Consider the following 15,031-nt stretch of genomic DNA (forward strand, 5'->3'; position numbering starts at 1 on the left):
GCAGGAGCAGAGGGTGAGCAGCACGAACCGGCCCAAGGTGGCCTTCATCGGCACCGGCGGCACGATGGCCTCGCTGGGCGTCCATCCGCTCGAGCTGCAGGATTACGGCGTGCATGAGAACCGCATGCACGCCAGCGAGATCGTCGCGCGGTTTCCGGTGGTCGAGGAGATCGCCGAGATCATTCCGGTCGATTTCCGCAACGTGCCGAGCCCCGAGATCTACTTCGCCGAATGGCAGGAGCTCGCCGCGCTGTGCCACCGCGTGGTGGCCGAGCATCCCGACCTGTCCGGCATCGTCATCGGCCATGGCACGGCGACGCTGGAGGAGACGGCCTGGGTTCTCAACCTGGTGCTCAAGGTCGACGTTCCCGTGGTGCTGATCGGCTCGCAGCGGCCGGCTTCCGGCCTGTCGACCGATGCCGCGATCAATCTCGTGAACGGGGTACGCACGGCCGCCAGCCCGCAGAGCCGGGGGCGGGGCGTTCTGGTGCTGCTGAACGACGAGATCCAGGCGGCCCGCGAGGTCACCAAGACCTCGAACTGGCGCATGCAGACCTTCCGCACGCCCGATTTCGGTATCCTCGGCCATGCCGATGCCGACCGCATTGCCTACTACCGGCGGCCCGAACGCCGGCATATGCCGGACACCGAATTCGACCTCGCGGGCCTCGACGCCCTCCCGAGGGTCGACATCGCCTATGCCTATGCGGGCTCCGACGGCAGCGCCATGCGCGCGTTCATCGCCGCCGGCGCCAAGGGGCTGGTTTCCGCGGGCTTCGCGCCGGGCATGCCGCCGGCGGCCGATTTCGCGGCGATGGAAGAGGCGGTGAAGCAGGGCGTCGTCGTCGTGCAGTCTTCGCGCGCGGGATCGGGCCGCATCTTCCGCGGCGAGAAGCTCGCCAGGGCCGGAATCCTCTCGGCAGACAATCTCAATCCGCAGAAGGCCCGCCTGCTCCTCGCCCTGGCGCTCACCCGGACCGGCGACCCGGTCGAGATCGCGCGGATGTTCGCGACCTACTGATTGCCGGCCTCTCGCGGCCTGATACCCTGCCGCGATGGAGTTGAAGCAACTCGAGCATCTCGTTGCCGTCTGCAGTGCGGGCAGTTTCAGCGGAGCGGCCAAGCGGTTGGGGATTTCCCAGCCGACCTTGAGCAAGAGCATTGCGCGCTTGGAAAAGCACTTTGGCCTCAAGCTGTTCGACCGTGGCGGCGGCAGCGCCCGGCCCACCGTCTACGGGCACGCAGCGGCCGAGCACGCGGCGATGCTGCTGGCCGGCGTGGCGAGAATGAGCGAACAACTGGAGGAACTCGCCCGGGGCGAGACAGGCAGCCTGCGTATCGGCGTCGGGCCGGCGACGCGCATCAAGCTGCTGCCCGAAGTCGTCCGGCAGGTCGGGAGGACTTTTCCCGAGCTGCAACTCCAAGCGCGCTACGACGATGTCGAGACGCTGATGCGCTCGCTCCGCATGGGCAGCCTCGACCTGGTCTTCTGCTATTTCGAGGCGCCCGACGAGCAGTCGGACTTCATCCGCGTGAAGATCTGCGACGACCTGCGGATCGCCGTGGTGCGACCGCGTCACCCGGCGCTGCGTCAGGCACCGCTGACGCCGGAAATTCTGCTCGGGTATCCTCTTGCCAGCGTCGGCGCCGTGCCGAGCTTCCGCAGATGGCTGGGTGCCATGAGTGCGAAGGCGGCGCGCAACATGAATGCCTTCGTCTCCGACGATTATGCGTTGGTGAAGAGCCGGCCGCTCGAATCCGACTTTGTCGCCCTGGGCCCGCGGTTCGTGTTCGAGCAGGAACTGCGTGACGGGACGCTGGTCGAGCTGAAGCTTCGCGTGGAGATCGGCTACGAGTGCTGGATGCTCACCACTGAGGCCAAGTGGCGCCTGCCCGTGGTGAAGAAAGTCGCCGACTTCGCGCGGGCCGCCATGCGGCGCAAGACGCCCCGTCTCTAGGCGCCGGACAAAGGCCAGGGCCATGCCTGCAGGCTATGGCTCATTCGGAACGGGGTGGTTGTCACCCGGCCGGGATCGGGCGCCTTTATCAGCAGAACCAGAAGATGCTGCCGCTGGAGGAACCATGGCTTCGGCCGAGATGCGCCACACGATGAAGAAGAGCCTCACGGGCCTGTGCGGAGGGTTGCTGCTGGCCGTGGCTTCCGCGGCCGGCTTCGCGGGCCAGGCGGCGGCGCAGTATCCGGACAAGCCGGTTCGCCTCGTCGTGCCCTTCACCGCGGGCGGCTCGCCCGACACGACGGCCCGGCGCGTCGCGCAGCGCCTGACACAGGAACTGAAGCAGCAATTCGTCGTCGAGAACCGGCCTGGTGCCGCCGGCAATATCGGCGCGGAGACGGTCGCCCGTTCGGCGCCCGACGGCTACACGTTGATGATCATGGCCAACAGCCACGTCATCAATCCGGCGCTCTACGCCAGGATCACCTACGACGTGGTCAAGGATTTCACGCCGATCTGCCTGCTCGTGCGCGGCGCCTCGATGATGGTGGTGCCGGCCGACAGCGCGGCGAAGACGGTGAAGGAGTTCGTCGACATGGCGAAGGCCAATCCCGGAAAACTGAACTTCGGCTCTGGCGGTGCGGGCAGCCCCGCGCATCTCGCTGCGGAGGCATTCCGTCAGGCCACCGGTATCGACTATGTCCATGTGCCCTACAAGGGCGCGCCGGAGATCGTGCGCGCGCTCCTGTCCGACCAGGTGCAGGTCGGCTTTCCGACCTTCGAGACGGCACTGGGGCAGGTGCAGCAAAAGACGCTGCGCGCGCTCGCCACGACCGGTTCGAAGCGCTCGCGACAGCTTCCCGAGACGCCGACCCTGCTCGAAGCGCTGCCCGACGGATTCAGCCTGGAAGGTTGGCTGGGCCTCGTCGCGCCGGCGGGCACGCCGCCTGAAGTGGGCAAGGCCATCGTGGCCGCACTGACCAACGCGCTGAAGGACCCGGCTTTTCGCGAGCAGCTCGAGAGCGGAGGCTCCGACATCGATTTCCGGCCTGGGTCCGACTTCGGGGCGATGCTGCCCGGCGAACTCGTGAAATGGCGGAAGCTCGTCGAAGGTGTCGGCGCCAAGGTCGAATAGGGGAGAAGCGCACATGGCCGTTGCCACCAAGCCGCGTATCCACGAAGTCCCCGACGATCTCCTGGCGGCGATCGACTGGTGCTACGAGCAGGGATGGACCGACGGCCTCCCCGTGGTGCCTCCGGTGATCGACCGCGTCGAGGCGATGCTGGCGGCCGATGCGCGGGCGCGGGAGACGGTCATCGCGCACCATCCGGCGACCGGCCTCGACCTGTCGCTGCATGCGGCCGCGGTGAACGCGGTGATGGCGGGCTGCCTGCCTGAATATTTTCCGGTGATCGTCGCAGCCTTCGAGGCGATGAACCGGCAGGACTTCAACTTCCATGGCTCGACCGCCAGTACTGGCGGTTCCGCCCCGCTGCTGGTGGTGAGTGGTCCCTATGCCGACGAGATCGGCATGAATGCCGATGTGAACCTCTTTGGCCCCGGCAATCGCGCCAACGGCACGATCGGTCGTGCAACCCGCCTCATCCTGCGCAACGTCTTCCAGATGCTGCCGGGGATTTCCGATAAATCCACGCAGGGCAATCCCGGCAAGTACAGCTTCTGCATCGCCGAGCGGTCGCGGGGCAATCCCTGGCCGCTGCTGTGCGAGGCGCAGGGCTACGAGACCGGAGTGTCGAGCGTCACCTGCTTTGCCGGTGGCGGCTTCTTCAACGTCGAGAACCATGGCGGCAATACGCCGGAAGAGGTGCTGACCTCGGTGGCGGACTCGATGGCCAACTATGGTTGCATCAGCCTCGGCCAGAGCGTGGTGATCCTGGCGCCCGAGCATATGAAGATCGTGGCCGATAGCGGCTGGTCGCGCGAGAAGGTGCAGGACTTCCTGTTCGTCACCGCGAGGCGGTCGGTCGTGGGCATGAAGGACGCCGGCAAGTATCGCGACCGCGAATACGACGCCCAGCACGGCGACGGCGGGCACGTTCTCGCCCTGGAGGGCTTCATGCATCGAGGGATGAGGCCGGACGATATTCTCGTGACCATGGGCGGTGGCGATGCCGGCGGTCATTCCTGCTTCATCCCGTCGTGGAGCCGTGGACGGGCTTCGATCATGCAGCACCAGGCCATCACGCCGGCGCCTGCCGGCGCGCGCCCGTAAACAGAGGGAGTATCCGATGCAGCTCTATTCACCGATGTCGACCACACCCAGGCGCAAGGCCTTCCGGGCACCGCCGCTCGGCAGCCTCGAGGGCCTGCGGATCGGCCTCCTGGAGAACGGCAAGCTCAACGCCGACGAGATGCTGCGCGAGGTTGCGGCGCTGTTCGTCGAGCGGCATGGCTGCACCATCCGCACCGTCGCCTCCAAGAGAAACGCGAGCGCTCCGGCGCCGTCGGCGACGCTCACCCAGGTGGCGCAGGAGGTGGATTTCCTCATCACCGGCTTGGGGGATTGAGGGTCCTGTTCAACGTGCAGTCTGCACGACAGCATCAGCTTCGAACAACTCGGCAAGCGCGCCGTGGTGATCTGCACGACCCCCTTCGAGGTGACCGTGAAGAACATCGCACGCGTCCTGGGCATTCCTGACTACCCGTTCGTGAAGGTCCAGCACCCGATCGGCAGCTGCACCCTGGCGGAACTCAAGGTCCGCGCCGAAGCGGCCTACGAACAGGCCGTGGCGATCCTCCAGGCTTGAGGATCGCCGGAGGCTGGCGGGACGCTAACGGCGCTCGTCCAGAAAAAACTGTTCTGGCATGAAGTGTGTATGGGAGGCAGATCATGACCCTGCTCTCCCGACGTACTCTTCTGGCTACCGGCACCGCCGCCGGCTTTTTCGCGCCGGCCGCCCGCGCGCAGGCTGCCTATCCGTCGCAGACCATTCGCCTCGTCGTGCCCTATGCGCCGGGCGGCGGGTCCGACTTCACCGGGCGCCTGGTGGCGCAGAAGCTGCAGGAGACGGCGGGCTACACGCTGATCGTCGACAACAGGGCGGGCGCCGCCGGCATGCTGGGCACCGAGATCGTCGCGCGCGCACCGGCCGACGGCCATACGCTGCTCTATGCCGACGTCGCGCACGGCATCAATGCGGCGGTCTATTCCAAGGCACGCTATGACCCGGTGAAGAGCTTCGTGCCCATCACGCTCGTCGGCGCATCGCCGCAGGTGATGGTGGCGCATCCCTCGTTTCCCGCCAACTCGCTGAAAGAGCTGCTGGCGATGCCGCGCGAGCAGCTGCAGAAGATCGCCGTCGGCACGCCGGGGCAGGGCAGCGGTCCGCATCTCACCTACGAGCTGCTGCGCGCGAAGGTCGGCTTCGACCTCGTCCATGTGCCCTACAAGGGCGGCGGACCGGCGCTCAACGATGCGATCAATGGCCAGATTCCGCTGGTGATGAATGCCATGGCGCCGGTCATGCCCCATCTGCAGTCGGGCAAGCTGAAGGCGCTGGCGATCGCCACGGCCCAGCGCCATCCGCGCCTGCCCGAGGTGCAGACCTATGCCGAGAGCGCGCCGGGCGTCGTCGTGTACAACTGGTACGGCTTCCTCGCGCCGGCGGGGACACCGCCCGAGGTGACGAGCAAGCTGGCGGCGGACATCGCCCGCGTGCTGGTCCTGCCCGACGTGAAGGAGAAGTTCGACGCCGCGTTTCTCGATCCGATGCCGCAAGGCAGCATCGAGATGGCGCGCTTCCTGGACGACGAAGTGCGCCAGTGGAAGACCGTGGCGACAGAGACCGGGGTGTCGCTGGACTGACCGCGCCTGTCGCCGGGGTGAAGTCGGGCGTCTACAGGGCGCCTTCGTGTTCGAGCAGCCACTTCTTGCGCGGCAGGCCACCGCCATAGCCGGTCAGCGTGCCGTTGCTGCCGATGACCCGGTGGCAGGGCAGGACGATGCCGATCGGATTCTGGCCGTTGGCAAGCCCGGCCGCGCGCACCGCTCGCGGGCTGCCGATGCGCCGGGCGAGCTCGGCATAACTGATCGTCGTGCCTGACTTGATCCCGCGCAGCGCCTGCCAGACGCCCCTCTGAAACGGCGTGCCGGTGGTTTCGGCCGGCAGCGTGTCGATGACGGCGATGTCGCCCTTGAAGTAGGCGCTCATCGCCTTCGTCAGTCCGCCGGGATCGCGGCCGGCCGAGATCGTGTAGCGGCCCACACAGTAGTAGCGGTCGAGCAGGCGGCGCATGCGGCTCTCGTAGTCGCTCCAGTCTATGGCCCGCAGCCGGCCGTCTCTGTCGGCTGCGATCAGCAGTTCCCCAACCGGCGTTGCGAGGCGATCGATCCTGAAGTCGAGAAGCTCAGGCATGGCTTGCCATCCGCAGGTGCTGCGCCGCATAGGCGTGCCACGGCCGCCAGGCTGGCGGCGCGGTGTCGTCGCTCGGCATGTTCGTGTGGTGATCGTCCCAGTCCCCGGGGGCGCGCAGGCCCGGCCGCCGCGCGATCAGCGGTGCGAGCCCAGGATCGCGCGCGAGATGGCTGTCGATGGTCGTGATGTCGGCTCCCAAGTCGAAGACGCGGCGGACGCGCGCGACGATCGCCGGCAGGGCTTTCACCGAGGGGAAGCGGATGGTGACCGCCACGGCGTTGCGATCCGGCAGATGCGCGACGGAGACGCGGCCGTGCATGCCGTCGAGATCGAGGCGGCGATGCCAGATGCCGGCCTCGATCCACTCCAGGCCGGACGGTTCACGCGCGGAAAGCGCCGCCAGCATCCCGGGCCAGTCGTATGGTGGGCGGTAGCCGAGTCTCAGCGTGACGCCGTCGCGGGCGGAGGTGTCGGCACCGGCTCGGCGGCGCAGCATCCTCGGCGGCCGGTCGAACAGCTTCCGGAACGTCTCGTTGAAGCGCCGCACGCTGCCGAAGCCCGACGCCAGCGCCACCTCGGCCATCGGCAGGTGGGTGTCGTGCAGCAGCTGCTTGGCGAACAGGACGCGTCGCGTCTGGGCGACCGCGATGGGGGAGGCGCCGAGATGGCGCTGGAACAGGCGGCGCAGCTGGCGGCCACCGACACCCAGCCGCCCGGCCAGCGCCTCGACCCCGGCCTCGTCCTCGTCGAGGGCGCCTTCGGCGATCAGCGCCAGTGCACGGCTCACCGTGTTGGCGCTGCCGCGCCAGGCGCCGAAGTCGGGAGCGATCTCGGGCCGGCAGCGCAGGCAGGGCCGGAAGCCGGCTTCCTGGGCGGCAGCGGCCGAGGCGAAGAAGCGGCAATTCTCGAAGCGGGGAGTCCGGGCCGGACAGACCGGCCGGCAATAGATGCCGGTCGAGGTCACGCCGACGAATACCCGTCCGTCGAACCGGGCATCGTGGCTCTGGAAGGCGCGGTAATAGGTGCTGCGGTCGAGCAATTCCATGCGCCGATCATTCCACGCAGGCGCGGGCGGCGCTCGCGGTTTTCGGACCCGTTAGGCTTTGACCCGGGGGCGGGAACATGATCAGTCGCCGGCCATGACTGCGACAGCCGGTTGGTCGGCGCTCCTGAAGCGCGAATGGATTCCCCTGCTGGTGGCGTTGGTCGGCGGCGTCCTCCTGCATTCGATGAACGTGCTGATGCTGGCGACGGTGCTGCCGAGCATCGTCGAGGATGTCGGCGGCACGTCGATGATGAGCTGGCCGACCACGGCCTTCCTCGCGTCATCGATCGTCGCGGCGACCTGTACCGGCCATCTGACGGCGCGGCTCGGCGCGCGCACGGCCTTCTGTGCCGGTGCGATGGTCTTCGGCATCGGCGCGCTGATCTGTGCGCTGGCACCCTCGATGGGCGTCGTGGTCGCCGGGCGCTTCGTGCAGGGCTTCGGCGGCGGCGTGCTGTCGGCCATGGCCTATGTGCTGGTCGGCAACGCGTTTCCCGAGCCGATGTGGCCGAGGGTGGCGGCCCTGCTGTCGGGCGCCTGGAGCATGTCGGTGCTGGTCGGCCCCCTGGTGGGCGGCGCCTTCGCGACCTGGGGCAACTGGCGCGGCGCTTTCTATGCGGTGACCGTCCTTGCGGCGTTGCTGGCGATGGTTGCCGCACGGGCCCTGCCGCGGGCGCGGGCGGAGAAGGGCGGGCCCGTGCGGGCCATACCGGGCGGTCGCGTCGTGCTGATCTGTCTGGCCATCGCGGTCATGTCGACGGCCAGCGTCGTTTCCCTGCCGCTCACCAAGGCGGGCCTCTTCCTCACGGCGGTCGCGTTGCTGATTGCGATGATGCTGCTGGATCGGCGCTCGAAGGCGCCGCTCTTCCCGAGCGATGCCTTCTCTCTCAGTTCCATGACCGGTGTCGCGATGTGGTTCGCGCTGCTGGTGTCGATTGCCTACAGCCCGCTGTCGATCTTCGTGCCGATCTTCCTGCAGAGCCTGCACGGTTTCGATCCGCTGGCCGCCGGCTATACGGTGGCGGGTGCATCGATGGGCTGGACGGTTTCGTCGATCGTCGTCTCCGGCTGGTCATTGCCGGCGGCGGGACGAATGCTGGTCGCCGGTCCGTTGGCGATGGCCGTGGGCCTGGCCGGCGTGGCGCTGCTGATGACGACGCAGCCGGTGCTCGTCCTGCCGGTCTTGATTGCCCTGGTCGGTCTCGGCATCGGCGCTTGCTGGGGTTTCGGCGTTCAGCGCTTGATGGGCGGGACGAAGGCGGGGGAGGGCGATCTAGCCGCCTCCGCGGTGGCGACCGTGCAGCAGACCGGCTTTGCGCTGGGGGCCGCCGCGGCCGGGACCGTGGCCACGTTGGCAGGGTTCTCCCGCGGGCTGACGCCGAGCGGCGTTGCGAGCGCGGCCTTCTGGGTGCCGGCGGCTTTCGTGCCGGTGGCCTTCGTCGCAGCGATCGTGGGCGGACGTCTCGCGCTGCTGGCGCGCCGCGCCGGTGATAAGAAGCAGGGCACCTCCAGGGGAACATGAAATGATGCGGCTGCTCGCGGCGCTGATCCTCACCTGCCTCGCGCTCTTTCCGGTTCAGGCACAGACGGTCACCAAGGAAAAACTGACGGCCGCCCTTCCCAAGCTTCGAGAGCTGGCGCGGCAGGCCGTCGCGAAGGGCGAGGTCCCGGGTCTCTCCATCGGCATCGTCTATCGCGACGAGGTCGTTTTCCTCGAAGGCTTTGGTGTTCGCGAGGCCGGGCAAGCCGAGACGGTCGGGGCGGACACGGTCTTTCAGGTGGCCTCGGTTTCCAAGCCGCTGGCGGCGACCGTCGTGGCCGCCCTGGTCAGCGACGGCGTCGTGACCTGGGACACGCGCATCCGCGATCTCGATCCGAATTTCGCGCTCCCCGAAGCCTATCCGACGGCCCAGGTCACGATCCGCGACCTGCTTTCGCATCGCAGTGGCCTGGCGGCCAGCGCCGGCAACGACATCGAGGATCTGGGCTTCAGCCGGGAGGAGATCCTGAAGCGCATCCGCTATACGCGGCCTGGCGGCAGTTTCCGGGCAGACTATGCCTACAGCAATTTCGGGTTCACCGCGGGCGCGATCGCCGCCACCCGGCCGACAGGCAAGGGCTGGGAGGAACTGGCGGAAGAGAAGGTCTATCGGCCGCTCGGCATGCAATCGACCAGTTCGCGTGCCAAGGATTTCATGCTCCAGCCCAATCGTTCGTCGCTTCATGTGCGGATCGACGGCAAGTGGACGCCGCTGGTCAAGCGCAACGCCGACGCGCAGGCTCCGGCGGGCGGCGTGAGTTCGAACGCCAGGGACATGGTGCAGTGGCTGCGGCTCGAGCTCGGCAATGGCCGATATGCCGGCCGGCCGCTGATCAAGGAGGCCGCGCTCGAACAGACTCGCCTGCCGAACATCATCCGCAGCGTCGATCCGAAGACCGGCGTGGTCGGCTTCTATGGCATGGGCTGGAACGTCGACTTCCGCGACCGCGGCGTCGAGTGGAGCCATGCCGGGGCCTTCAGTGCCGGCGCCCGCACGCTCGTGCATCTGCTGCCGGCGGAAAAGATCGGCATCGTGATCCTGAGCAATGCCTTCCCGACCGGCGTCCCGGAAGGCCTTGCCGCGACCTTTTTCGACGAGGTGTTCGCCGGAAAGCCGTCACGTGACTGGATCGCGCACTGGAACGAGATTTACGACGCACGGTTTGGCGCCGCTGCCCAGAAGGCGGCGATGGCGCCCTACGCGTCACCACCGGTCCCGCCGGCGCCACCGATGCCGCTCGGCGCCTATACCGGCTCCTACAGGAACGACTATGTCGGCGATGCCCGGATCACCGAGGCGGGCGGCGTGCTCTCGCTGGCGCTGGGACCGGCCGGCAAGCGCTTTCCCTTGAAGCCTTTCAATCGCGACCTCTTCCTCTATGCACCCTTCGCGGAAAGCCCCGGCTGGTTGGCCGCCGTGAGTTTTCTGATCGGTCCTGACGGAAAGGCTTCCCAGGTCACCCTGGAGAATCTCGACGAGGACGGGATGGGCACTTTGAAGAGATCGACGGGCCGGTAAACGCAGATCGACTGAGCAGGGTGCCCTCGCGGTCAATTGCTTTGACCGCCGCGAAGGCGCGACGTTGAATGAACGAAGGGGAGCGAGGGGGCCAGATGACAGTGGTGAAGATCAACACGAATACCGATCGGACGTTCGAGCGCATGAACGTGGCGATCGACGACATGACGTTGCTCGAGAGCTTCGTGCGGCCCCGGGCGACGGTTGCCGAGCGCCTGCAGGCGGGCAAGGCCGTACGGGCGCAGGTACCGCGCACCTCGCATGCCACCTTCGAAAAGGCGGCGAACCGGCCGGATCCGGTCGCCATCCTCGAGGCGCAGAACGTGAGCCGGGTTCAGAAGCTGGTGCCGGTGCGCTTCGCCCGCATGCTGGCCTCGCCCTTCGCCTTCCTGCGCGGCTCTGGGGCGGTGATGGCGGCGGACCTCTCGACCACGCCCGTCACCGGCATGGCCGTCGGGGCCTGCGGCGACATGCATGTCTCGAATTTCGGCGTCTTCGCTTCGGCGGAGCGGAATCTGATCTTCGCCATCAACGATTTCGACGAGGTCCATCCCGGTCCCTGGGAATGGGACCTCAAGCGCCTCGCCGCCAGCGCCGCCGTTGCGGTGCGCTTCATGGGCGGCGACCGCGTGGCGGCGGAGGGGGCGGCGCGGTCCATCGTGCGGTCCTACCGCAAGCGCATGCGCCGCTACGCCGAGATGGGCTACTTGCAGATCTGGTACGACCGCATCGACGAGCGCGCCGTCCTCGACACGCTGTCACCCCGGGCGCGGCGCGGCGCCGAGCGGCTGATGGACAAGGCCCGGACCAAGAGCCATGTCGCCGTGCTGGAGAAGCTGACCGAGGAGGTCGGCGGCGAGCATCGCATCATCGAGGAAGTGCCACTGATCGTGCGCGAGACGGAGACGGCGGCGGGTACGCCGACCAACGTCGCGCTCGACAACATGTTGCAGGACTATATCCAGTCCCTGCCCATCGACCGGCGCGTGCTGCTGTCGCGCTATCGCATCGTCGATTCGGCGCGAAAGGTCGTGGGCGTCGGCAGCGTCGGTACCGGCTGCTGGGTCATCCTGCTGCAGGGCATCGATTCGGACGATCCGCTGTTCCTGCAGGTGAAGCAGGCGCAGACATCGGTCATCGCGCCCTATGTCGACCAGCAGCTCAGGTTCGAGAATCAGGGAAGACGGGTCGTCGTCGGCCAGCGTCTCGCGCAGGGATCTCCCGACATATTCCTCGGTTGGGGACAGGTCGACGGCAAGGACTTCTACGTTCGCCAGCTCGCCGACATGAAGGGCAGCTTGAAGTTCAACGAGAGCGACACGAGCAACCTCGATGGATTCGTCGAGTATTGCGGCCTGTGCGGCTGGGCGCTCGCGCTGGCCCACGCGAAGTCGGGCAATCCGGCGATGATCGCCGGCTATTGCGGCAACAGCGAAACGCTCGATGAAGCGATCGGCAAGTTCGCCATGGCCTATTCGAAGCAGACGGAAGAGGACTACGACGCGCTCGACAAGGCGCGCCGCACGGGGCGCATCAGGGTCGCGGCGCCGGAGATGGTGAAGTAGTCGCTTCGACCCTGGCCGAAGCGACGGCATTGGCCCAAGGCTTAGAACGCTCTCCCACCAACCAGACGGGAGAAACCACATGGTCGACCTTCATGCCCTGAAAGACGGGCTCATCGTCACGGCGTTCTGGGAGGCCAGGCCGTCCGAGGCCGATGCCGTCGCGGCAATCGTCCGCGAGTACCTGCCACAGGCCCAGCGCGAGCCCTGGGTCCATGCCTTCCAGATTCACCGCTCGATCGCAGAACCCGAGAAGTTCTTCTTCTACGAAGTGTTTCGCGACGAGGCGGGTTTCGCCTCCCACCAGGAGACGCCGCACTTCAAGGCGCTGATCGTGGGACAGGCACTGCCGAAGCTCACGAAACGCGAGCGCACGCAGCACCGGTTCGTTCAGGCGGAGACTGCCTGAGGAAACGAAAAGGTCCCTCGCTTCGTTCGGGATGTCATCGCGGGCGGGGTAACCCCCGCCCTGGAGCGGGCGAGGGACCTTCAGTCCTTCTTCAGGCCGCCGCCGCGTCCTGCCAGGGGGCGACCTCGAGCCAGGTGCTCTGGTAGGTCGCGCCTTCGCCCATGTCGGTGTAGCGGTCCGAGCAGAGCATGTTGATCGTGCCCGACACGGCCTCGCCCACGGGGCGCTGGCCGGGCACCAGCAAGACGCCCGGCTGGACCTCGTCGGCAACCTTGAGGACCAGGCCGATCTCGCCGCGGTCGTTGAATACGCGCACCGGGGCGCCGTCCGCGAGACCGCGCTTGGCGGCGTCGTCGGGATGCAGGATGCAGAACGGCTTGCCCTCGCGCTCGCGCAGGAAGCCGACGCCCGAGAACGCCGTATGAGCCTGGAAGTAGCCCGGCGCGGTCAGCAGGCGCAGCGGCCAGCGGGCCGCTTCCTCGGCCTCGATGGGATCGGCTTCCCAATCGGGCATCGGCGGCAGGCCCTGCTTGGCCAACTGCTCTGAGTAGAATTCGAGCTTGCCCGACGGAGTCTTGAAGGGCTGGCCGTCCCAGTCGTGCTTGATGTTGAGCGGCACGCCCGCGAACAGCTCGTTTCGGTCGACCTTCGAGGCCGGGCCGGTCGAGCCCTTGAAGAACTCCTCCGCGGCCTCTCGCGGCGACAGGCTGAACATTGCGTCGGTGATCCCCATGCGCTGCGCCAGCGCCTGCGCGACATGGAAATTCGAGCGGGCCTCACCCGCCGGCTCGACCGCCTTCTGGCCCCACTGCATCCAGTAGGCGCCGTAGGCCCGGTAGAGATCGTCGGTCTCGAGATAGTTCGCGGCCGGCAGCACGATGTCGGCATAGCGCGCGGTGTCGGTCATGAACGGGTCGTGCACGACGGTGAACAAGTCCTCACGCAAGAGGCCCTTCTGCACCTTGTGTACCTCGGGGCAGGTCACGACCGGATTGTTGGCGGCGATGAACAGGGCGCGGATCGGCGGATCCTGCATGTTGAGGAGCTCTTCGCCGAGACGCAGATGGTTCACCATGCGCGCCGTCGCCGGGCCCGAAGGCTTGCGCACGGCGGCGTAGTTGAGGTCGCACGAGGCGGCCGTCAGCAGCAGCGCACCGCCGCCCTTGACGCCGTAGTGCCCGGCGACGCCCGGCAGCAGCGCCACGGTGCGCAGCGCCTGGCCGCCATGGGTGAGGCGGGTCATGCCTTCGCCGAGGCGGATCAGCGCGGCCTTGGCCCTGCCGTACAGTGCGGCGAACTTCTCGATGTCGGAGACCGGGAGGCCGGTGATCTCGGCCGTGCGCGCCGGCGTGAACTTCGGCAGGACCTCGCGCTCGACCTTGTCGAAGCCCAGCGTGTGGGCGGCGATGTAGGCACGGTTGGCGAGCCCGTCGCGCACCAGGATGTGCATGACGCCGAGCGCCAGCGCCGCGTCGGTGCCGATCCGGATGGGCAGGTAGAGGTCGGCCGCCTTGGCGCTGCGCGTGCGCCGCGGGTCGATCACGACGATCGGCATGCCGGTCTTCTTGCGCTGGCTCTCGGCCAGGGCCCAGAAATGCACGTTGGTGGCGGCCAGGTCGGCGCCCCACGAGATCACCAGGTCGGAATGCACGACCGATTCGGGATCGGCGCCGCCCACCGGGCCCACCGTCATCTCCCACGCGGTCTCGCAACACGTGTCGCAGACCGTGCCGGCCTGCAGGCGCGACGTGCCGAGCGCATGGAACAGGCCGTTCACCAGGCCGCGGTTCATCAGCCCCTGATGGGCGGAGTAGGCGTAACCCAGGATGGCGAGCGGGCCGCTCTCGGCAATGATCGACTTCCAGCGCTGCGAGATCTCGTCGAGCGCCTCGTCCCAGGTGATGGGCTCGAACTGGCCCGCGCCCTTGGGCCCGGTGCGGCGCAGCGGCGTGGCGATGCGCTCGGGCGAGTTCACCAGGTCGCTGTCGCGGTTGACCTTGCCGCAGGCAAAACCGGCCGTGTACGGCTGGTCGGGGTCACCCTGGATGCGCACGACCTTACCGTTGTCGACATGTGCAATGAGAGAGCACATGTCGGGACAATCGTGGGCACAAACAACTCTGACAGATTTCACTACGCCGCCTCCCGAAGGGTATCGCGGCCGTAATGTAGCAGAAGCGCCGAAAGAAGAAGCGGGCTTACTTCTTCTCGGCGTCCGGCTTGGCTTCTTCCTTGGGCGTGTCGGTCTTGTCGCTGCCGATCATGCCGAAGCGATTGCGGAAGCGCTGCACGCGGCCGCCGCGATCGATGCTCTGGCGCACGCCGGTCCAGGCCGGATGCGTCTTCGGATCGATGTCGAGGCGCAGGCTGGCGCCTTCCTTGCCCCAGGTCGACTTCGTCTCGAAGGACGTGCCGTCGGTCATCACGACGGTGATCGTGTGATAGTCGGGGTGAATCTTCTCTTGCATGATCTCTCTCCAGCGCTTCAGGGCCGATTCCGACCGGCCGGCGCAACAGGGGCGGGGATATACAGTCCCCGGGGCGCGGCGACAAGCTGGTTGTGGGGGGCTGCGGCGGCTCGCCGTGACAAATATGCGCCCAGCGGGCACATTTCTGTCCGGGAT

At 67.5% G+C, this 15,031-nt stretch carries 13 protein-coding genes and 1 pseudogene; 10 read left to right on the forward strand and 4 right to left on the reverse strand.

Features of this window, described 5'->3' with window-relative positions:
• Positions 1-13: 13 nt before the first annotated feature.
• From ACO07K_RS09185 to ACO07K_RS09210, 6 genes are all read left to right on the forward strand, one after another.
• On the forward strand, positions 14-1,021 hold the full coding sequence (locus tag ACO07K_RS09185) for an asparaginase (protein WP_422035621.1): 1,008 nt from the start codon (positions 14-16) through the stop codon (positions 1,019-1,021).
• A 34-nt stretch (positions 1,022-1,055) separates the two neighbouring features.
• The gene (locus ACO07K_RS09190) at positions 1,056-1,958 is read left to right on the forward strand and encodes a LysR family transcriptional regulator (protein WP_422035623.1); all 903 of its coding nucleotides are present in this window, start codon (positions 1,056-1,058) and stop codon (positions 1,956-1,958) included.
• A gap of 124 nt (positions 1,959-2,082) precedes the next feature.
• Positions 2,083-3,090, forward strand: coding sequence for a tripartite tricarboxylate transporter substrate binding protein (locus tag ACO07K_RS09195; protein WP_422035624.1), 1,008 nt, complete (start codon positions 2,083-2,085; stop codon positions 3,088-3,090).
• A 13-nt stretch (positions 3,091-3,103) separates the two neighbouring features.
• Positions 3,104-4,189, forward strand: coding sequence for a hypothetical protein (locus ACO07K_RS09200; RefSeq protein ID WP_422035626.1), 1,086 nt, complete (start codon positions 3,104-3,106; stop codon positions 4,187-4,189).
• Positions 4,190-4,205: 16 nt separating this feature from the next.
• A complete protein-coding gene (locus ACO07K_RS09205; protein WP_422035627.1) occupies positions 4,206-4,724 on the forward strand; it encodes a UGSC family (seleno)protein in 519 nt (172 codons plus the stop codon).
• An 83-nt stretch (positions 4,725-4,807) separates the two neighbouring features.
• Positions 4,808-5,782, forward strand: coding sequence for a tripartite tricarboxylate transporter substrate binding protein (locus ACO07K_RS09210; protein ID WP_422035628.1), 975 nt, complete (start codon positions 4,808-4,810; stop codon positions 5,780-5,782).
• Positions 5,783-5,813: 31 nt separating this feature from the next.
• Here the strand turns inward: ACO07K_RS09210 and ogt are convergent, their stop codons facing one another.
• Positions 5,814-6,332, reverse strand: coding sequence for a methylated-DNA--[protein]-cysteine S-methyltransferase (gene ogt, locus ACO07K_RS09215; RefSeq protein WP_422035629.1), 519 nt, complete (start codon positions 6,330-6,332; stop codon positions 5,814-5,816).
• Positions 6,325-7,377: a bifunctional transcriptional activator/DNA repair enzyme AdaA gene (locus ACO07K_RS09220; RefSeq protein WP_422035630.1), complete on the reverse strand. Its 1,053-nt coding sequence runs from the start codon at positions 7,375-7,377 to the stop codon at positions 6,325-6,327. Before ACO07K_RS09220 ends, ogt begins: the two co-directional genes overlap by 8 nt.
• 94 nt (positions 7,378-7,471) lie before the next feature.
• Between ACO07K_RS09220 and ACO07K_RS09225 the strand changes: the two genes are divergently transcribed.
• The 4 genes from ACO07K_RS09225 (at position 7,472) to ACO07K_RS09240 (ending at position 12,407) form a co-directional block, all read left to right on the forward strand.
• The gene (locus ACO07K_RS09225; protein ID WP_422035631.1) at positions 7,472-8,899 is read left to right on the forward strand and encodes an MFS transporter; all 1,428 of its coding nucleotides are present in this window, start codon (positions 7,472-7,474) and stop codon (positions 8,897-8,899) included.
• A gap of 1 nt (position 8,900) precedes the next feature.
• Positions 8,901-10,436 (forward strand): serine hydrolase, encoded by a 1,536-nt coding sequence (locus tag ACO07K_RS09230; protein ID WP_422035632.1) that lies wholly within the window; start codon positions 8,901-8,903, stop codon positions 10,434-10,436.
• Between the two features lie 95 nt (positions 10,437-10,531).
• Complete coding sequence (locus ACO07K_RS09235; protein WP_422035633.1) at positions 10,532-12,001, forward strand: DUF2252 domain-containing protein; 1,470 nt, start codon at positions 10,532-10,534, stop codon at positions 11,999-12,001.
• A gap of 79 nt (positions 12,002-12,080) precedes the next feature.
• The gene (locus tag ACO07K_RS09240) at positions 12,081-12,407 is read left to right on the forward strand and encodes a putative quinol monooxygenase (RefSeq protein ID WP_422035634.1); all 327 of its coding nucleotides are present in this window, start codon (positions 12,081-12,083) and stop codon (positions 12,405-12,407) included.
• Positions 12,408-12,498: 91 nt separating this feature from the next.
• Here ACO07K_RS09240 and ACO07K_RS09245 read toward each other — a convergent pair whose 3' ends face one another.
• Positions 12,499-14,541 (reverse strand): molybdopterin-containing oxidoreductase family protein, encoded by a 2,043-nt coding sequence (locus ACO07K_RS09245; protein WP_422035635.1) that lies wholly within the window; start codon positions 14,539-14,541, stop codon positions 12,499-12,501.
• A 121-nt stretch (positions 14,542-14,662) separates the two neighbouring features.
• Positions 14,663-14,875 (reverse strand): annotated as a pseudogene (gene rpmE / locus ACO07K_RS09250) (50S ribosomal protein L31); the annotation flags it as partial.
• Positions 14,876-15,031 lie beyond the last annotated feature (156 nt).

This window comes from Reyranella sp., assembly GCF_965228225.1.
Classification (GTDB): domain Bacteria; phylum Pseudomonadota; class Alphaproteobacteria; order Reyranellales; family Reyranellaceae; genus Reyranella.